The sequence below is a fragment of the Stenotrophomonas sp. PFBMAA-4 genome (genome assembly GCF_030053215.1).
GTDB lineage: Bacteria > Pseudomonadota > Gammaproteobacteria > Xanthomonadales > Xanthomonadaceae > Stenotrophomonas.
Window position 1 is genome coordinate 33,988 of sequence record NZ_JASGBW010000008.1, and the last position, 18,531, is coordinate 52,518.

18 protein-coding genes are annotated in these 18,531 nt (G+C 68.5%); 17 read left to right on the top strand and 1 reads right to left on the bottom strand.

The genetic code is table 11. From position 1 onward, the window contains the following. The first annotated feature begins 14 nt into the window (after positions 1 to 14). From QMZ26_RS07225 to pncB, 13 genes are all read left to right on the top strand, one after another. The gene (locus QMZ26_RS07225; RefSeq protein ID WP_283221031.1) at positions 15 to 1,235 is read left to right on the top strand and encodes a type II secretion system F family protein; all 1,221 of its coding nucleotides are present in this window, start codon (positions 15 to 17) and stop codon (positions 1,233 to 1,235) included. A 49-nt stretch (positions 1,236 to 1,284) separates the two neighbouring features. Next, entirely contained in the window at positions 1,285 to 1,728 is a 444-nt protein-coding gene (gspG, locus tag QMZ26_RS07230) for a type II secretion system major pseudopilin GspG (RefSeq protein WP_283221032.1), read from the top strand. A gap of 6 nt (positions 1,729 to 1,734) precedes the next feature. Beyond that, the gene (locus QMZ26_RS07235; protein ID WP_200733785.1) at positions 1,735 to 2,229 is read left to right on the top strand and encodes a GspH/FimT family pseudopilin; all 495 of its coding nucleotides are present in this window, start codon (positions 1,735 to 1,737) and stop codon (positions 2,227 to 2,229) included. After that, a complete protein-coding gene (locus QMZ26_RS07240) occupies positions 2,226 to 2,645 on the top strand; it encodes a prepilin-type N-terminal cleavage/methylation domain-containing protein (protein WP_283221033.1) in 420 nt (139 codons plus the stop codon). Before QMZ26_RS07235 ends, QMZ26_RS07240 begins: the two co-directional genes overlap by 4 nt. Next, positions 2,642 to 3,274 carry a type II secretion system protein J gene (locus QMZ26_RS07245; RefSeq protein ID WP_283221034.1) on the top strand — a complete coding sequence of 211 codons (633 nt, stop codon included), beginning with the start codon at positions 2,642 to 2,644 and terminating at the stop codon, positions 3,272 to 3,274. Before QMZ26_RS07240 ends, QMZ26_RS07245 begins: the two co-directional genes overlap by 4 nt. After that, entirely contained in the window at positions 3,271 to 4,134 is an 864-nt protein-coding gene (locus QMZ26_RS07250; RefSeq protein ID WP_283221035.1) for a type II secretion system protein GspK, read from the top strand. Before QMZ26_RS07245 ends, QMZ26_RS07250 begins: the two co-directional genes overlap by 4 nt. Beyond that, on the top strand, positions 4,131 to 5,294 hold the full coding sequence (locus QMZ26_RS07255; RefSeq protein ID WP_079220590.1) for a PilN domain-containing protein: 1,164 nt from the start codon (positions 4,131 to 4,133) through the stop codon (positions 5,292 to 5,294). Before QMZ26_RS07250 ends, QMZ26_RS07255 begins: the two co-directional genes overlap by 4 nt. After that, positions 5,275 to 5,973, top strand: a complete 699-nt coding sequence (gspM, locus tag QMZ26_RS07260; protein ID WP_283221087.1) for a type II secretion system protein GspM — start codon at positions 5,275 to 5,277, stop codon at positions 5,971 to 5,973. Before QMZ26_RS07255 ends, gspM begins: the two co-directional genes overlap by 20 nt. Further along, positions 5,963 to 6,766: a general secretion pathway protein GspN gene (locus QMZ26_RS07265; protein ID WP_200733791.1), complete on the top strand. Its 804-nt coding sequence runs from the start codon at positions 5,963 to 5,965 to the stop codon at positions 6,764 to 6,766. The genes gspM and QMZ26_RS07265 overlap by 11 nt, the downstream gene beginning before the upstream one ends. Before the next feature lie 9 nt (positions 6,767 to 6,775). Then, complete coding sequence (gene gspD, locus QMZ26_RS07270; protein ID WP_283221036.1) at positions 6,776 to 8,986, top strand: type II secretion system secretin GspD; 2,211 nt, start codon at positions 6,776 to 6,778, stop codon at positions 8,984 to 8,986. Between the two features lie 634 nt (positions 8,987 to 9,620). After that, on the top strand, positions 9,621 to 10,475 hold the full coding sequence (locus tag QMZ26_RS07275) for a glycosyltransferase (protein WP_079220594.1): 855 nt from the start codon (positions 9,621 to 9,623) through the stop codon (positions 10,473 to 10,475). Next, on the top strand, positions 10,472 to 11,311 hold the full coding sequence (locus QMZ26_RS07280; RefSeq protein ID WP_283221037.1) for a glycosyltransferase family 2 protein: 840 nt from the start codon (positions 10,472 to 10,474) through the stop codon (positions 11,309 to 11,311). The genes QMZ26_RS07275 and QMZ26_RS07280 overlap by 4 nt, the downstream gene beginning before the upstream one ends. A gap of 142 nt (positions 11,312 to 11,453) precedes the next feature. After that, positions 11,454 to 12,644, top strand: coding sequence for a nicotinate phosphoribosyltransferase (pncB, locus tag QMZ26_RS07285; RefSeq protein ID WP_079220596.1), 1,191 nt, complete (start codon positions 11,454 to 11,456; stop codon positions 12,642 to 12,644). A 33-nt stretch (positions 12,645 to 12,677) separates the two neighbouring features. On the opposite strand, the gene QMZ26_RS07290 is transcribed toward pncB, so the two are convergent. Further along, positions 12,678 to 13,043: a type 1 fimbrial protein gene (locus QMZ26_RS07290; protein ID WP_200734037.1), complete on the bottom strand. Its 366-nt coding sequence runs from the start codon at positions 13,041 to 13,043 to the stop codon at positions 12,678 to 12,680. A gap of 432 nt (positions 13,044 to 13,475) precedes the next feature. Between QMZ26_RS07290 and QMZ26_RS07295 the strand changes: the two genes are divergently transcribed. The 4 genes from QMZ26_RS07295 (at position 13,476) to QMZ26_RS07310 (ending at position 18,507) form a co-directional block, all read left to right on the top strand. Beyond that, entirely contained in the window at positions 13,476 to 14,024 is a 549-nt protein-coding gene (locus QMZ26_RS07295) for a fimbrial protein (protein ID WP_079220598.1), read from the top strand. A gap of 74 nt (positions 14,025 to 14,098) precedes the next feature. Then, positions 14,099 to 14,824: a fimbria/pilus periplasmic chaperone gene (locus tag QMZ26_RS07300; RefSeq protein ID WP_108745945.1), complete on the top strand. Its 726-nt coding sequence runs from the start codon at positions 14,099 to 14,101 to the stop codon at positions 14,822 to 14,824. A gap of 33 nt (positions 14,825 to 14,857) precedes the next feature. Then, the gene (locus QMZ26_RS07305; RefSeq protein WP_345782665.1) at positions 14,858 to 17,482 is read left to right on the top strand and encodes a fimbria/pilus outer membrane usher protein; all 2,625 of its coding nucleotides are present in this window, start codon (positions 14,858 to 14,860) and stop codon (positions 17,480 to 17,482) included. Beyond that, entirely contained in the window at positions 17,473 to 18,507 is a 1,035-nt protein-coding gene (locus QMZ26_RS07310; RefSeq protein ID WP_079220601.1) for a fimbrial protein, read from the top strand. The genes QMZ26_RS07305 and QMZ26_RS07310 overlap by 10 nt, the downstream gene beginning before the upstream one ends. The last annotated feature ends 24 nt before the right edge of the window (positions 18,508 to 18,531 follow it).

Genomic DNA, 18,531 nt, shown 5'->3' on the forward strand with positions numbered 1-18,531 from the left:
AGATCGACGCTGACATGCCCACGTACCGCTACAAGGCACTGAACCCGCACGGTGAAGTCTTCGACGGGCAGATGGAAGCGGCCAGCGAGGCCGAGCTGATCGCACGCCTGCAGGACCAGGGCCATCTGCCGATGGAAACGCGCCTGGCCGAGGGCGGCGCGGCAGGTGGCAGCAGCCTGGGCAGCCTGTTCCGCCCGCGGCCCCTGCAGGGCGCGGCGCTGCTGCAGTTCACCCAGCAGCTGTCGACCCTGCTCGGTGCCGGCCAGCCGCTGGACCGCGCATTGTCGATCCTGCTCGGCCTGCCCGAGGACGAACGTTCGCGGCGCGCGATCACCGACATCCGCGACGTGGTGCGTGGCGGTGCGCCGCTGTCGACGGCGCTGGAGCGCCAGCACGGCCTGTTCTCGCGCCTGTACGTGAACATGGTGCGCGCCGGCGAGGCCGGCGGCAGCCTGCACGAAACCCTGCAGCGCCTGGCCGATTACCTCGAACGCAGCCGCGCGCTGCAGGGCAAGGTCATCAACGCGCTGGTCTACCCGGCCATCCTGCTGGTGGTGGTCGGTGGCGCCCTGCTGTTCCTGCTCGGCTACGTAGTGCCGCAGTTCGCGCAGATGTACGAAAGCCTGGACGTGGCCCTGCCATGGTTCACCAACGCGGTGCTGCAGCTGGGCCTGTTCGTGCGCGACTGGTGGATCCTGCTGCTGGTGGTGCCGGGCGTGTTCACCCTGCTGCTGGAACGGCAGCTGCGGCAACCGGCGTTCCGCCTGGCGCTGGATGGCTGGCTGCTGCAGCGGCGCGGCATCGGCCGCCTGCTGGGCGAACTGGAAACCGCACGCCTGGCCCGCACCCTGGGCACGCTGCTGCGCAACGGCGTACCGCTGCTGGGCGCGCTGGGCATCGCCCGCAACGTGCTGGGCAACCGCGCGCTGGCCGCCGATCTGGACACCGCCGCCGACGAAGTGAAGAACGGTGCCGGCCTGTCGCTGGCACTGTCGCGCGGCAAGCGCTTCCCGCGCCTGGCGCTGCAGATGATCCAGGTCGGCGAGGAGTCCGGCGCCCTCGATACCATGCTGCTCAAGGCCGCCGACACATTTGAACAGGACAGTGCCCGCCGCATCGACCGCCTGCTGGCGGCGATGGTGCCGGCCATCACCCTGGTGCTGGCATCGGTGGTCGGCGCGGTCATCGTCGCCGTGCTGGTGCCGCTGTACGACCTCACCAACGCCATCGGCTGACGATGGCCTTCCCTGCAACTCCGACTCACCGCAACTGAAAGGACCGACCATGCTTGCTTCCCGTCGCCCGATCCGCCTGTCCTTCGCCAGCGCACGCCACCAGAACGGCATGAGCCTGCTGGAAATCATCATCGTCATCGTGCTGATCGGCGCGGTGCTGACCCTGGTCGCCAGCCGTGTGCTCGGCGGTGCCGACCGCGGCAAGGCGAACATCGCCAAGGCCCAGGTGCAGACCGTGGCCTCGAAGATCGACAACTACCAGATCGACACCGGCAAGCTGCCCGGTTCGCTCAATGACCTGGTGACCGCACCGGCCGGCGTCGGTGGCTGGCTGGGCCCGTATGCCAAGGCCGCCGATCTCAACGATCCGTGGGGCCATGCGCTGGAATACCGCGCGCCGGGCGAAGGCCAGGCCTACGACCTGGTCAGCCTGGGCAAGGACGGCAAGACCGGCGGCAGCAGCGTCGATGCCGATATCCGATACGAGCCGTAATCCCGCATGAGGCTGTCCCTGCCGCGTCGGCTGCCCAGCCCGCGCCTGCACGGCAGGCGCGCCACCGGCATGTCGCTGCTGGAGATGCTGCTGGTGATCGCGCTGATCGCGGCCATCGGCCTGATCACGGCCGCCGGCCTGTCGCGTGGCTTTGCCGGCATGCAGCTGCGCAGCGCCGGCAAGGACATCGCCAACCAGCTGCGCATGGTGCGCGCGCAGGCGATCGCACGCGGCGAGCCGCAGCGCTTCGTGATCGAGCCGGCCGAGCATCGCTGGCAGGGCGCCAACCAGCGCCAGGGCACGGTGCCCGAACCGGTGCAGGTGCAGTTCGAAGGGGCCGCGCAGCTGTCCGATGCAGCAGGGCAGGGCGTGATCGAGTTCCATCCCGATGGCGGCTCCAGTGGCGGCCGCATCCGCCTGCAGCGCGGTGCCGCCGAATGGCGCATCGATGTCGGCTGGCTGACCGGCGAGGTCCGTTCCGGTCCATGGCGGGCGCAATGAAACAGTCGGTGCGTGGCTTCACCCTGCTCGAAGTGATCGTGGCCTTCGCCCTGCTGGGCCTGGCCCTGACCCTGCTGCTGGGCAGCCTGTCCGGCGGCGCGCGCCAGGTGCGTGAGGCCGAGCTGCGCACCCGCGCGGTACTGCACGCGCAGTCGCTGCTGGCCAGCGCCGGTGTCGACGCGCCGCTGCAGGCCGGCAGCCAGAGTGGTGAGTGGGAACAGGGCCGTTACCACTGGCAGCTGCAGGTGCAGCCCTGGAGCGAGCCGCGTGCCGGCGATGTCGCGCTGACGCAGTCACCGGGTGCGCCGTGGCTGGCCGAACTGCAGCTGCAGGTGCGCTGGGGTGATGGCGACCGCGAGCGACTGCAATGGCGCACCCTGCGCCTGTTGCCGCCGGACCTGGAGAGCGCACGATGAAGCGCCGCGCCGCCGGTTTCACCCTCGTCGAAGTGATGCTGGCCACCGTGCTGCTGGCCGGTGGCCTCGCATTGGCGTTCGCCAGCGTGCGCGCGGCGATGGCGGTCAGCCAGCGTGGCGAACAGATCGCCGCCGACAGCGAGCGCATGCGCGCGGTGCAGGCGCTGCTGCGGCGGCAGCTGGGCGGTGCAATGCGGAGCCCGATCGAGGTACCCGATCCCACCCGCGAACCGGTGTATTTCCAGGGCGATGGCGAAGGCATGCAGTTCGTCGCCGATCTGCCCGGCTATCTCGGCCGCGGTGGCCCCTACCTGCATACCCTGCAGGTGGACGGTGCCCCCGGGCAGCGGCGGCTGCTGCTGGACCTGGTGATGCTGCAGGAAGGCGAACGCCTGCCGGAAACCCCGCCGCGCCCGCCCGAAGTGCTCGCCGACGGCTTGAAGGACGTGACGCTGCGCTACCGCGGCGTTGATCCTGCCAACGGGCAGATGAGCGACTGGCTGCCGCGCTGGGACGACACCCGGCGGCTGCCGCTGCTGGTGGAAGTGCAGGTCGTGCCGCAGCGTGGCGCGGCGTGGCCGCCGCTGGTGGTCGCACCGCGCGCCGGCGGCCTGGGAGGCGCGCGATGAACGCACGGCGCGGGGCCGCCCTGGTGCTGGTGCTGTGGCTGATCGCGCTGATGACCGCTCTGGTCGGTGCCTTCGCGCTGACCGCACGCGTGGAGCACCTGCAGCAGCGCGTGCTAGACGATGACGCGCGCGGCCAGGAACGCGCCCGTGCCGGCATGGAGTACGCGCTGCTGCGCCTGCGCCCGGACCCGCAGCGGCCGGCCTGGCAGGCGGACGGGCGCACCTACCGCTGGCAGTACGATGATGTGCCCGTCGAGATCCGGGTGGTGGACGAGAACGGCAAGATCAACCTGAACCTGGCCGACGCGACGCTGCTGGATGCGTTCCTGCAGGCGTTGGGCGAACCGCCTGAGCAGGCCCGGCAGCTGGCCGGCGCCATCATCGACTGGCGTGATGAAGACAGCCTGCTGCAGCCGGGCGGCGGTGCCGAGGCACCCGATTACGCCGCTGCGGGCCTGCCGTACGGCCCGCGCAACAAGCGTTTCGAGACCCTGGGTGAACTGCAGCGCGTGCTCGGCATACGTGCGTCGCTGTATGCGGCGATGCTGCCGTACCTGACGCTCTACAGCCGGCAGGCGCGTCCCGATCCGCGCGTCGCAGGTGCACCGGTGTTGACCGCATTGGGCCTGGATGCCGAACAGGTGCTGGCGCAGCGCGCCCAGCTGGAGCGTGACGAAGGTTCCGGAGCGATGCCGTCAATGCTTGCCAGCGGCAGCGGCACCTATAGTATCGAGTCCCGTGCCATCGACGGCAGCGGTCGCTTGTCGGTTCTGCAGGCGGTGGTACGCAATGGATCGGGCGGTGTGCCCGGACGAACCTACACGGTGCTTCGCTGGGAGCAGGGAATGGCAGCAAGATGACGGCATGGCAGGACAGCCTGCGGCAGGTACAGGGGCGGATCGGCCCAGGTGCGGGCCGTTTCCTGCGCTGGTGGCGGCAGTCCCTGCTGGCCTGGGTGCCTGCGCGTTGGCAGTGGGCGCTGGGCTGGTCGCAGACCCGCCTGCTGCTGCAGCGGCAGGGTGACCTGCTGCAGGTCTGGCGCGAAGCCGGGCAGGGCCTGGAGCCGGTGGCGAGCCTGCCATGGCCGACCCAGCCGGCCGATCTGGACCGGGTGCTGGACGCGCGCCTGCGCCGCCTTCCGCGGGTCTGGCTGCTGGCCGACGCGCAGGTCCTGCGCCGCAACCTGCGCCTGCCCATGGCCGCTGGCGACCGCCTGCGCGCGGTGGTCGGCTACGAGATCGACCGGCAGACGCCGTTCGAATCCAGCCAGGTCAGCTATGACGTACGCGAACGTGGCAGTGCCGGCGAAGGCCTGCTGCAGGTCGAACTGGTGGCCTGGCCGCTGCGCCAGCTCGATGCCTGGCGCGGCCAGGTGGGTGCCTGGGCCGATGCGCTGTCCGGTGTCGACGCCCTCGACGCGCAGGGCCAGCCGCTGCAGGTCAACCTGCTGCCGCAGGCCCAGCGCCAGCCACGGCATGACCCGACACGGCGCTGGAACCTGCTGCTCGGCCTGGCCGCGCTGGTGATGCTGGTGCTGGCCGCCACCCAGGTGCTGGACAACCGCCGCGAGGCGGCCGACGCGCTGCGCGCTGAAGTCGAGCGCAGCGCCCGCAGTGCGCGTGGCGTGGCCAGCGAACGCAGCGAGCTGCAGGCGTTGCTGGACGGTGCCGCGTTCCTCGAAAAACAGCGTGCCCAGCGCGCCAGCACGGTGGAGCTGTGGAACGAACTGACCCAGCGCCTGCCCAATGGCACCTACCTGGAAAAACTGGCCATCGAAAACAACAACCTGCAGCTGATCGGCCTCAGCAGCGAAGCCTCGCAGCTGGTGCAGCTGCTGCAGGATGCGCCGCAGTGGCGCAAGGTCAACCTGACGGGCGTCCTGCAGGCCGATGGTGCCGGCAGTGGCCGTGACCGCTTCACCCTGACCGCCGAACTGCAGCCGTTGCCGGTGGCCACGCCCGCCGCGCCCGCCGCCCCAGCCAGGGAGGCGGCCGATGCCGATGCCAAACCCGCGCCGTGACCGCTGGCTGGCGCTGGCGCTGCTGCTGGCGGTGCTGGGCCTGGCCTACCTGCTGCTGGTGCACCCGTGGTTCACCCAGCCGCTGCTGGCCGTCAATGCCGACGTGGCCGCACTGCGCGAGCGCCAGCAGCGCGTGCAGGCACAGCTGCAGCAGCAGCCGCAGATCGAACAGCGCCTGCGGCAGACCCGCGAGGCCCTGCAGCAGCGCCCCGGGTTCCTGCGCGAAGCGACCGCCGAAGCGGCCGCCGCGGCCCTCGGCGCGCGCGTGCAGGACGCGGTGGCCAATGCCAGCCCGGGCAACCGCAGCTGCACCATCAGCAACCGCACGCCGCTCACCGACAACCGCCGCGACGCCGAGTTCGTGCGCGTGGCCATGCAGGTGCGCCTGCGCTGTGGCGTGGCCGAACTGGCCACCGTGCTGCACAGCCTGGAAACGGGCAGCCCGCGCCTGTTCGTGGACAACCTCAACCTGATCGCGCAGCGCTTCCAGCAATCGGCGAATGAATCGGGCCTGGGCCTGGATGTGTCGTTCGAGCTGGCCGGCTACCTGCTGCCCGCGGCCAGTGCTGATGCCGCCGCGCCAGCGGCAGCCGCGGCGCCGGCACCGACGCCAGCTGCCGATGCCGGCGCTGCACCGGCCGAACCGCCGGTGGAAGCGGAGGGCACCGATGAAACGTGACCCGATCACGCTGCGCACCGGTTTCCTGCTGGCCCTGGCCGGCTGGGCCGGCGCGATCTGGCTGGCCACCGGCTTCGGCCTGGGCAGCCGCCTGCCGGCCGCCGACAGCGATGCCGCCGCGCAGGCCGTACTGCCCGCCCTGCCGCCAATGGCGGCCGAGCGCATGTCCGCTGCCGACAGCTTCAGCGCCATCGGCGAACGCCCGCTGTTCGCCGAGGACCGTCGGCCCCGGCCCTACCTGCTGGGCGGCAGCGAACCGGCGGCCAGTGCTGCCTTGCGCCTGACCGGCGTGCTGCTCACCGACAGCTTCAGCATGGCGACCTTCACCACCGATCAGAATCGATCGCTGCGGCTGCGCCTGAACGGTGAAGCCGTGGATGGCTGGCAGCTGGTCGCGCTGGAACCACGCCAGGCCACGGTGATCGGCCCCAGTGGCAGCCAGGTGCTGGAACTGGCCACCTTCAACGGGCAGGGGGGCGAACCGCCGACCGTGCTGCGTGGCGCCAATGGTGCGGTCCCGCCGGCCGCTGCCCTGCCGCCGCCACCACCGCCCCCCGCCGCCGCCTCTGCCGCGTCCAATGCGCGGCCCAGCCCCGATGTCGTCAGCGCTGCCGCCGCTGTGGCCGCCTCGGCAAACGCACCATCGCCGGCCGCCCCCGCCAACAACGGCCCCAGCGAAGCGCAGATGCAGGCCATCCGCGAACGCATCCAGGCCCGTCGCCGTCAGCTGCAGCAACAGCAGCAACAGCAGCAACAACCGTCGCCGCCCCCGGGCGATGGCACCAACCGATAGAGTGAATGCATGAACCTGCGTTTTCTGCCCTGGTCCCTCGCCCTGACGCTGCTGGTTGGCTGCGCCACCGTGTCCGGCCCGCATGTCCATCGCAGTGCCACCACGCCGCCGCCGCAGGCCGGTGCCGCCGCCGCCGATCCGCAGGTGGTCGAAGGTGATGCCGCCGCCGGTACGCCGCAGGCGGTGATCCGCCGTGGCAGCGGCACGATGATCAACCGCGAGGCGGCGCGTGCGCCGTCACCGGCCCTGCACTCGGCCAGCGGCGGCAGCGCCACCTTCAACTTCGAAGGCGAGTCGGTGCACGCCGTGGTCAAGGCGATCCTCGGCGACATGCTCGGGCAGAACTACGTCATCGCCCCGGGCGTGCAGGGCACGGTCACCCTGGCCACGCCCAAGCCGGTGTCGCCGGCACAGGCCTTGAACCTGCTGGAAATGGTGCTGGGCTGGAACAACGCCCGCATGGTCTACAGCGGTGGCCGCTACAACATCGTTGCCGCCGACCAGGCGCTGGCCGGTACCGTCGCACCCAGCACCGCACCGGCCTCCAGCGCCCGCGGCTTCGAGGTGCGGGTGGTGCCGCTGCAGTTCATTTCCGCCAGCGAGATGAAGAAAGTGCTGGAGCCGTATGCGCGGCCGAACGCCATCGTCAACGTCGACACCGGCCGCAACGTCATCACCCTCGGTGGCACCCGCGCCGAGCTGGAAAACTACCTGCGCACCGTCGAGATCTTCGACGTCGACTGGCTGTCGGGCATGTCGGTGGGTGTGTTCCCGATCCAGTCGGGCAAGGCCGAGCAGGTCGCCAGCGATCTGGAGAAGGTGTTCGGCGAAGACAGCAAGACGCCCAGCGCCGGCATGTTCCGCTTCCTGCCACTGGAAAACGCCAATGCCGTGCTGGTGATCACCCCGCAGGTGCGCTACCTGGACCAGATCCAGCAGTGGCTGGACCGCATCGACACCGCCGGTGGCAGCGCACGGCTGTTCTCCTACGAGCTGCGCTACATCAAGGCGCGTGACCTCGCCCAGCGCCTGGCCGAAGCCTTCGCCAGCAGCAACAGCCGCAACAACCGCAGCTCGCCGGCCGGGCTGGCCCCGGGCGCCATGCCGATGCAGCTGGACAGCCGTGGCGGCAACAGCAGCAACAGCGACATCGTCGATGTCGGCAGCAACAACGGTACGGGTACGTCCAACGCCAGCGGCGGCATGACCAGCACGATGAACCTGCCGCAGCGCCAGGAAGGCAACATCAGCGTCAGCCTGGACGTGGAAGGTGACACCGTCGGTGTGTCGGCGGTGGAAGAAACCAATGCACTGCTGGTGCGCGCCACGCCGCAGGCCTGGCGCTCGATCCGCGAAGTGATCGAGAAGCTGGACGTGATGCCGCTGCAGGTGCACATCGAAGCCCAGGTGGCTGAGGTCGATTTGAATGGCGACCTGAAGTACGGCGTCAACTGGTTCTTCGAAAATGCCGTGCAGGGCCAGGATTTCACCGGTTCCACCGGCGGCGCCACCCTGCCCAGCGCGCTGGGCCGCAACATCTGGGGCAGCTTCGCCGGCGCCATCACCGGCAGCGAGACCGGTTGGACGTTCCTCGGCAAGAATGCTGCCGCCGTGGTCAGCGCACTGGACCAGGTGACCAACCTGCGCCTGTTGCAGACCCCGTCCATCTTCGTGCGCAACAACGCCGAGGCGCAGCTCAACGTCGGCACCAGGATTCCGATCAACACGGTGTCGGTCAACACCGGTATCAGTGACAACACCTACAGCTCGGTGCAGTATCTGGAGACGGGTGTGATCCTCAAGGTGCGCCCGCGCATCACCCGCGATGGCGTGGTGTTCCTCGACATCGTGCAGGAAGTGAGCGCGGCAGGCGCCATTCCGGCGGGTTGCGACCCAACCAAGACCACCTGCAACCCGCCGATCAACACCCGCAAAGTGTCCACCGAGGCAGCGCTGCAGAGCGGGGACACGATCATGCTCGCCGGCCTGATCACCAACTCCGACGAAGACACGTCCAGGGGCGTGCCGGGGCTGAGCCGGCTGCCGATCGTTGGCGGCCTGTTCGGCAACAAGGCCCGCTTGAACAAGCGTTCGGAAGTGATCGTGCTGCTGACCCCGACGATCGTGCGCAACGGGCAGGAAGCGCGGACGCTGACCGACGAATACAGCAATCGCTTCCGCGCGATGGAGCCGTTCCCCACCCGCGAGCGCAAGAAGTAAGGGTTTTCTTCAGCAGGGCTTGCAGCCCTGCACCTGCAGAAGCAAAAGCAACAGCGGGCCTTCCGTGGGATGGCGGGGCGGTGTGGGTGGTCAGGACACGCCTCTGACAGTTGGCCGGCGGCTGTTGGTGGGTGCCGACCGTTGGTCGGCACATCTGTCGGATATCGAATGAATTCATCCACGCATGGCGTGGATCTACTGGTACCGGCGGCTGTTGGTAGGTGTCGACCTGGGTCGACACGATTTTTCTGTCAAATATCGAATGAATTCATCCGTGCCGACCAACGGTCGGCACCCACCCACAGCAGCAGGTTCCAACAGCCGCAGGAAACTGTCGAAGGCGGGGTGGGTCCGGTTGAGGGGGTGTGAGCGGCATGGATGCCGCGACCAAGCCCCCATGGGTGAGGGCGCTTTGCTTGCGAAGCACTGCTTCGCAAGCGCCCGAACGCACAGCCGCCAGCGGCTGGGCCGGCCTGGGGGTTTACGGCGTCCCCCTCAACCGGACCCACTCCGCCATCCCACGGAATGCCAGCTTTTGATCTTGAGGTTGCCGGCCAGCGGCCGGCACTACCGCAGGTGCAGGGCGCAGCCCTGCCGGTGCTACGCTACCGCCACCGACAACCACGGAGGCGGGATGGGGGCGATCGTGTTGTTGCCGCTGGGCGTGGACGATGCCGCGCTCGACCGCTGCCTGGCCGCGCTCGATGCCGGCACCGCAGCGGGTACCGCCGTGTGGCTGGCCGACGACGCCCAGGCCGGGCCGCGCGCCCAGGCCGTGGTCGAGCATTGGCTGGCACAGACGCCGCTGCAGGCCGAGTACACCCGCCGCGCGCGCCCGCTCGGCGAAGTCGCCCACCTCGATGAAATGCTGCGCGCCTGCGAGGGGCTGGACGTGGCCGTGCTGGCCCCGGACAGCGTGCCCGCGCCGGGCTGGCTGCAGCAGCTGCAGGCCGCCTTCGCCCGCGATGCCGCCATCGCCACCGCCACGCCCTGGTGCAACGCGGGTGAAACCGCCGCGTGGCCGCGGCTGGGCGAGATCAATCCGGAACCGGCCGATCCCGCGCTGCTGGCGCACACCTGTGCATCCCTGCCCAACCTGCACCCGGAACTGCCCTCGGCGGTGACCCATGCGGTGCTGGTGCGTGGCAACGCGCGCCGCCGTGCCGGTGGCCTCGACACCGACAGCTACCTTGGCTGGAACGCCGCGCTGGTCGACCTCAGCCTGCGCATGGCCGGGCTGGGCTGGCGCAACGTGCTGTGCGAGAACGCCTTTGTCAGCCGTGCCGGCGAGGCCGCGAGCCGCGAGGGCGACCTGGAGGCCCTGGCCGCGCGATGGCCGGGCTGGATGCCGCGGCTGGCCGACTTCCTCATGCACGATCCGCTGCATGCGCTGCGCGATGACCTGCAGCAACGGTTGCGGCAGGCGATAATGCCGCGTGACCAGGGTGACCTGTTCGCCATGCCCACGCCGCCGGAGTCGCCTGCTTGAACCCTGCCATTGCCGCCATCGTCGTCACCTACCAGAGCGGCAGCACCATCGATGCCTGCCTGTCGCGGCTGCGCCAGGCGCAGGACGTGGCACAGATCCGGGTGGTGGACAACGGTTCGCAGGATGACACGCTGGAAATCGTGCAGCGCCACGCCAGCCACGATCCGCGGGTACGCTTCATCGGCAACCCGGACAACCCCGGCTTTGCCGCCGCCAACAACCAGGGCGTCGCCGATTCCAGCAGCCCGTGGCTGGCCTTCATCAATCCCGACCTGCTGGTGGAGGAAGACACCCTGGCGGCGCTGCGCGAGCGCGCGCTGGCACTGGGGGATTGCCTGCTGGGCGTGGAGCAGGTGGACGAGCACGGCTTCGCCGACGACGCCGTGCGCCGGCGCGATCCCGACTTCCTGGCCATGCTGCGTTCGCCTGGCCGCGGCGGGCGGCTGGCGATTCCACGTGACCCGGCGCAGGCGCTGCAGCGGGTGCCGGCACTGTCCGGCGCGCTGCTGCTGATGTCGCGTGCGCTGTTCGACCGCATTGGTGGCTGGGACGCGGGCTACCGCCTGCACGCCGAGGATCTCGACCTGTGTCGCCGCGTACGCGATGCCGGTGGCGTGGTCGCCATCGCCAACGATCTGCGGGTGACCCACGTGCGTGGGGTGTCCAGCCGCTCGCGGCCGTTCTTCGTTGAATGGCACAAGCACCGTGGGCTGTGGCGCTACTTCAGCAAGTTCGAGGCGAAGCAGCGCTCGGCGCCGGTGCGGGTGCTGGTGTGGGGGGCAATCTGGGCCCATGCGCTGATGCTGGTGCCGAGGCTGCTGCGCAAGGCGCTCTGATCCCTGTAGCGCCGAGCCCACGCTCGGCCGCTTTCCGTTCCGGGTCCATGACGTCTGACGCAGGAGCAGCCGAGCATCGGCTCGGCTCTACACAGCGGCGCCGCGAATCCGCGATTCACCCGAACGGGCGCATAATTGGCCCATGGCCATCATCCAGTCCCTGCTCGACACCGACCTGTACAAGTTCACCATGATGCAGGCGGTGCTGCACCAGCACCCCGGCGCCCTGGTCCAGTACCGGTTCAAGTGCCGCACTCCCGGTATCGACCTGGCGAGCTACATCGACCAGATCAACGAAGAAATCGACCACCTGTGCAGCCTGCGCTTCACCAGCGAAGAGCTGGACTACATGCGTGGCCTGCGCTTCGTGAAGCCCGACTTCGCCGATTTCCTCGGCCTGTTCCACCTCGATCGCAAGTACATCCAGCTGCAGCCGTCCAAGACCGTGCCCGGCGAGATCGACCTGGACATCACCGGCCCCTGGCTGCACACGATCCTGTTCGAAGTGCCGCTGCTGGCGATCATCAACGAGGTCTGGTTCCGCAACACCACCACGGCGGATTTCGCCGAGGGCGAACGCCGCCTGCAGGCCAAGGCGGCGCTGCTGCGCGATACCCCCGGCTTCGAACAGTGCCGCATCGCCGATTACGGCAGTCGCCGCCGCTACTCGCGCGACTGGCATGCGCGCCTGCTGCCGCTGCTGCGCGACGCGCTCGGCCCGCAGCTGGTTGGCACCAGCAACGTGCACTTCGCCCGCCTGTACGGCATGACCCCGCACGGCACCATGGCCCACGAATACCTGCAGGCCTTCCAGGCCCTGGGCCCGCGCCTGCGGGATTCGCAGGTGGCGGCGCTGGAATCGTGGGCGCGCGAGTACCGCGGCGACCTCGGCATCGCGCTGTCCGACGTGGTCGGCCTGGATGCGTTCCTGCGCGATTTCGATATGTACTTCTGCAAGCTGTTCGACGGCGTGCGCCACGATTCGGGCGACCCGTTCGACTGGGGCGACCGCATGCTCGCCCACTTCCAGCAGCGCCGCGTCGATCCGCGCAGCAAGGTGCTGGTCTTCAGCGATGGCCTGGACATCACCAAGGTGATGCGCCTGTACGACTACTTCCGCGGCCGCTGCCAGGTGGCGTTCGGCGTGGGCACGCACCTGACCAACGACCTGGGCCCGACCCCGCTCAACATCGTCATCAAGATGGTCCGCTGCAATGGCCAGCCGGTGGCCAAGTTGAGCGATTCGCCCGGCAAGAGCATGTGCGATGACCCCGGCTACCTCAGCTACCTGCGCCAGGTGTTCGAACTGCCGCCGGAAGTGCCCCAGGGCTGATTGCCCGGGGCCGGTTGCGCTGGGCGGCGACGCTCAGGGGTAGTCGACGCGCACCAGGTAAGCCCCCTGCAGCGGCTGCTGCTTCGGGGCTTCCAGGCGGTAGCTTTCCGAAAACACCAGATCGCCCGCGCGCAGGCTGCGGGCAGCCACGGCCAGCTGCTGGCCCTGGCGCTTGCCGTCGCGCAGCACCGCGCCCTGGCCCTCATCCATCGCCACCAATGCCACCGTCGCGCCCTTGGCCGACAGCGGGCAGCCTTCCAGGCGCAGCTGCTGCTGGTCCACGCGCGCCGAGCACCCCGGATCAACGATGCGACCGCTGAAGCGGATCGTGCCGCTGTCGGCATGTGCCAGCGAACTGACGCCCATCAGGGCCACGCAGAGCAGGATCGAGGTCTTCATGACGTTCTCTGGTTCGGTATGTGTCTGTTAACGACAGCCCGGAACAGTCTTTAAGGGTCAGAGTTTCGATCTGGAAGGCGCGTCACTGAGCAATAGTGATGCGCGTCAAATATTGCGTTTTTGCCTTGAAAACAGCTTCCTCCTCGCCCTGTGACACGCGCGTAAACCCCCGCTGCGCAGGAGTGTGACGTGCGTTCGATACGCGCCAGCGGCATGGCGGGTAGCACGCCAAATATTTGGCGTCAATGTGCGATGCGACACGTTAATTGCGTGAACTGCATCACATTTGTGATCTATACTGTCGGCTCGGACCCCAAGGATGGCGTCATCGCGGGTCCGGCCACAGGTGAGACGCAAGGATGGGTCTGATGCCCGGCAGTGCTCCTTGCTTCCTCCTCTACGTCCACATTCCTCAGTAGGGTTAGAAAGCAAATGCGCAAGATCAATCTGTTCGCCGTCCTCCTGCTTGCTGCCGCACCGCTGGCCGCCAACGCCGCCGATGGCACGATCACCTTCAAGGGCAAGGTCACCGACGTCACCTGCCAGATCACCACCCCGGCCGGCAAGGACTTCACCGTCAACCTGCCGACCGTGTCGAAGGCTTCGCTGGCCACCGTCGGTGCCACCAACGGCCGCACCCAGTTCGCCATCAACCTGAGCAAGTGCGGCACCAACAGCAACGTCGCCACCTACTTCGAGCCGGGTTCCACCGTTGATTTCGCGACCGGCCGCCTGCTGAACCAGACCCCGACCTCCGCCAATGGCGCAGGCAACGTGCAGGTCCAGCTGCTGGGCAGCAACTTCGACGTGCTGCCGATCAAGGCCGCCAGCTCCGGCCTGGCCCAGACCAACTCGCAGTGGGTGAACACCGGCACCGCCGGCACCGCCGACCTGAACTACTACGCTGAGTACTACGCAACCGGCGCAGCGTCGGCTGGCGAAGTCAGCACCAGCGTCAAGTACACGATCATCTACAACTGATCGTTGCCGCCTGGTCCCTGTCCGGTGCCAGCACCGGGCAGGGGCATTGCCTTCACCCACGGGTAGTTCCTCCGATGAAAGCCTTTCTTTCCCGGACGCTGCTGACGGCCGCGTTCTCACTCGCCCTGTGCCAGACGGCGCTGGCTGGCGTGGTCATCAACGGTACGCGGGTGATCTACCCCGGCCAGGCGCGCGAAGTCACCGTACAGGTGGACAACGTGGGCGATTCGCCGTCCCTGGTCCAGGCCTGGATCGACAGTGGCGATGCCAACCAGACCGCCGACAGCAGCGATGCGCCGTTCGTGCTGACGCCGCCGATCAGCCGCGTCGAACCGGGCCGCAGCCAGGCGCTGCGCGTGATGTTCACCGGTGCCAAGCTGCCGACCGACCGCGAAACGGTGTTCTGGTTCAACGTGCTGGACGTGCCGCCTTCGCCGGCCCGCACGGGCGATGCCGACCAGAACATGCTGCAGGTGGCATTCCGCTCGCGGCTCAAGCTCTTCTACCGCCCGCAGGGCCTTCCCGGTACCGCCAACGAAGCGCCCGCGCTGCTGCGCTGGAGCCGCTCGGGCGACCGCCTGCGCGTGGAAAACCCGAGTGCGTACCACGTCACCCTGGCCGAAGTGCATGCGTTGGCAGGCACCCGCGACGAGGTGGTCGAGGACAAGGGAAAAATGGCCGCGCCCGGCCAGAGCATCGAATTCACCGTGCCTGCAGCGACCACGCAGGTGCGCTTTGTCACCATCAATGATTTTGGCGGGCGCGTAGAGCGCACCGTCGATCTCGCCCGCGGGAACTGATCGAACGGCTGCATGCAGGCAGCGCGCCCCGTCATGGCTGCACCACGGCCGTCGTCAAGGAATGTCAGTGTGATTGGAAACAGATTGACATTGTCGATCCGGCAGGCCGTATGCCTGCTGGCCGCTGGGGCCGCAAGCCCTGGATGGGCTGTGGCCGCGCCTGCAAACCTGGGCGAGCAGGCATTGATGGCGCAGAGCACCGCAGCGACCGCCGCGCCTCCGGAGCAGGCCCAGTTCAATTCCAGTTTCCTGTCCGGCAAGGCCGGCCAGGTCGATCTTGCCGCCTTCGCCAACGGCAATCCGATGGTCGCGGGCAGCTACCGCGTGGATGTGTACGTCAACGGTGCCTGGCAGGGGCGTCATGATGTCGAGTTCAAGGCCGATGCCCAGGGCAAGGTCGACGCCTGCCTGGGCCTGCCCATGCTGGAGGAATTCGGCGTGGACAGCGAGGCCGTCCTGGCCCAGCAGGACCCTTCCGTGCCCACGGCCGCCGATGCCTGCGTGCCGGTGCAGCAGCGCATGGCCAATGCCTTCGGCACGTTCGACAGTGGCAGCCTGCGCTACGACCTGAGCATCCCGCAGGTGTTCCTGCGCCGACACGCGCGCGGCTACGTCAACCCTGCGCTGTGGGACCGCGGCATCAACGCCGGCTTCCTCGGCTACACCTTCAATGCCGTCGACAGCCAGACGCGTACCGAAGGCGGTGGCCGCAACCGCACCGCCTATCTGGGCCTGAACTCCGGCATCAACCTGGGCGGCTGGCAGCTGCGGCATGATTCCAACCTGACCTGGAGCGACGGCAACGGGCGCCATTGGCAGAGCATCGCCACCTATGCCCAGCGTGGCATCGCGCAGGTGCGCGGCATGCTGACCGTCGGCGAAGCGTTCACCAGTGGCGAACTCTTTGACTCCATCGCCTACCGTGGTGCCAGCCTGGCCACCGATGACCGCATGCTGCCCGACTCGCTGCGTGGCTACGCGCCGGTCGTGCGCGGCATTGCTGAAACCAACGCGCGGGTGGAAGTGCGGCAGAGCCAGCAGCTGATCTATTCCACCACCGTGTCGCCCGGCAGCTTCGTCATCGACGATCTGTACCCCACCGGCTACGGCGGTGACCTGGAAGTGTCGGTCATCGAAGCCGATGGCCGCCGCCGCACCTTCAGCGTGCCGTTCGGCTCGGTGCCGCAGATGCTGCGCGCGGGTGTCTCGCGCTATGCAGTCACCGCTGGCCAGGTGCGCAACGACCTGCTGCGCGATGATCCGTGGCTGCTGCAGGGCACCTGGCAGCGTGGCATCGACAACCGGGTGACGGTCTACGGTGGCAGTGCGTTGAGCACCGGCTACGTTTCGCTGCTCTACGGTGCGGGCGTGTCGACCCCGGTGGGTGCGTTCGCCGCCGATGTCACCCATGCGCGGACACGCCTGGATACGCTGGGCGAGCGCTCCGGCGCCAGCGTGCGCCTGAGCTACAGCAACCTGATCGGCGAGACCAACACCAACCTGACCCTGGCCGCGTACCGCTATTCCACCGGGGGGTTCTACAGCCTCCAGGACGCACTGATGGTGCGCGACGACATCAGCCGCGGCAACGACCCCAGCGTGCGTGGCCGCCAGCGCAGCCAGTTCCAGGTGACCCTCAACCAGCCGCTTGGCCTGCGCGGTGGTTCGCTGTACGTCACCGGTGCGCTGCGCGACTTCTATGACCGCCCCGGCACCAGCAAGCAGTACCAGGTGGGCTACAACAACGCCTGGCGCTCGTTGAACTTCGGCGTGTCCGCCATCCGTACCGAAGAAGGACTCGCCGGCACTGCCGACACCCAGTATCTGCTGTCGATGAGCGTGCCGCTGGGGCAGGGCCGCCGCCAGCCGATGTCGTTCAGCGCCGACGTGGGCGTGCGTGATCGTTCGGGCTATGACTCCAGCCGCATCGGCATCACCGGCTCTGCCGGCAGTGACAACGAACTCAGCTACGGCGTCGCGCTGTCCGACAGCCGCGAGGGTGGCACCACCGGTATCGCCAACGCCGAGTACCGCAGCCGCTATGCAGCGACGAGCGCGTCCTACGGGTACTCCAGCGCATTCCGCCAGTTGGCGGTCGGCGCGACGGGCAGCCTGGTGGTGCATGGCGGTGGCGTAACGCTTTCGCCGCAGCGCGGTGACACGCTGGTGCTGGTGCAGGCCGCCGGCGCCCGTGACGCCCGCGTGGCCAATGCGCCGGGCTTGCGCATCGATGGTCGTGGCTATGCCGTGGTGCCCTATGTTTCGCCGTACCGCCTCAACACGATCACCCTCGACCCGCAGGGCATGTCGCTGGACGTCGAGCTGGAAGGCAGCAGCCAGTCGATCGCCCCGTACGCCGGTGCGATCAGCCTGCTGCGCTTCGAAACCCGGCAGGGTCGCGCGCTGTTGATCCAGGCGCATGGCGCCGATGGCAGCACGCTGCCCTTCGGCGCGCAGGTGAAGGATGCACAGGGCCAGCCGGTGGGCATGGTCGGGCAGGGTGGCCGCGTGTACGTGCGTACCGCCGATGACAGCGGCCAGCTGCAGGTTGAGTGGGGCGACGACGCGGATGCCCGCTGCACGATCGATTACACGGCGCCCGCCAGCGCCGACGCCGGCCCGGCCGGACTGACTACCGTGGAGGCCCTATGCCGTTGATGTCGTTCCGCCGTGGCACCCTGGTGATGGCGCTGCTGGCTGCGGGCACGGGCCTGTCGGGGCAGGCGCTGGCCGCGTGTTCAATCGATACGCGAGGCTTCATTGCCCAGGACGTGGAAATGGACATGGGGCAGGTGGTCATCCTGCCAACCACGCCCGTGGGCGGTGTGATCAAGCAGTTGAGCGTGCCGATCATCGCAAGGAACAGCGTGGCCAGCTGTGACTGGTGGGCGGGTGGACGCTCGGTAGGCGTCTACTTCAACGCCGCGCAGCAGCGGCTGTCCCCCGGGTACTCCAATGTCTACCAGACCGGCGTGGAGGGTGTAGGCATCCGCCTGTACCGCGACTCGGGCGCCATCCAGACCTATTACCCGCATCAGATCTCCTACTCTGCAGGATCGACCATCTCGCTGGTCGCGGGCCAGTTCAAGATCGAGCTGATCAAGACTGCCGCGGTGACGGGGTCGGGGATCATCGCGCCCAATGGGCGCTTCACCAATTACTACTTCGACGGTGATGGCGCTGGCCGCCCTGTGCTGACGTCGTCCTTCAAGGGGTCGGGCACCACCGTTGTCAGCCCCACCTGCGAAGTGGATGCGGGCAGCCGCAACATCGTGGTCGATTTCGGCAGCGTGCCCAACGACAGCTTCACCGGCGTGGGCTCGCGTGCCGTGGATCGCGATTTCAACATCAACCTGCGCTGCCAGGGCAGCAACGTGGCGCAGTACCAGAGCACCATCGGCATCCAGCTCGATGCCACGTCGGCCAGCGGCAACCAGCCCGGGACGCTGGCCCTTACCAGTGGCAGCAACAGCGCCACGCGCATCGGCATCCAGATCGTGCGCCGCAATGGCAGCAACGAGCAGACGATCCGCTTCGGCGACAGCCTGATGCTGGGTGATACGGTGACCGGCAGCTCGACGATGTCGCTGCCGCTGCGCGCGCGCTACATCCAGACCCAGGCCGGCACGGTGGGGCCGGGCGAAGCCAACGGCACTGCCACGTTCACGATTACCTACAATTGATCTGCCGCCGGGCCATGCCCGGCG